Origin of the sequence: Phormidium sp. CCY1219, assembly GCF_035615515.1 — a bacterium.
Classification (GTDB): Bacteria; Cyanobacteriota; Cyanobacteriia; order Cyanobacteriales; family Laspinemataceae; genus CCY1219.
Map to the genome: position 1 here is coordinate 1 of NZ_JAJENT010000027.1, position 309 is coordinate 309.

General features: G+C 51.5%; 1 pseudogene. It reads left to right on the forward strand.

Annotation, left to right across the window (positions count from 1 at the left end):
- A pseudogene (locus LKK83_RS00300) lies at positions 1–302 on the forward strand (RNA-guided endonuclease IscB); the annotation flags it as partial.
- Positions 303–309: the final 7 nt, after the last annotated feature.

Genomic DNA, 309 nt, shown 5'->3' on the forward strand with positions numbered 1-309 from the left:
TGACGTCAAAACCGTTGCTGATTAGAGCGAAGAGGCATGGAACTCGTCAGATGTGCGGGACAGATAAGTACGGATTCCCGACTCGTCACCGCTCAAGGAGGCAAATTCACAAAGGTTTTCAGACTGGCGATCTCGTCACGGCTACGGTCACGGCCGGCCAGAAAATTGGCTCCTATGTAGGACGGGTTCTGTGCCGTGCGTCTGGCAGTTTTGATATTACCACCGCCTCTGGAAGAGTGGCAGGCATTAGCCACAAATACTGCAAACCCATTCACAGAAAGGATGGTTACGCCTATGGTTGAAAGATTG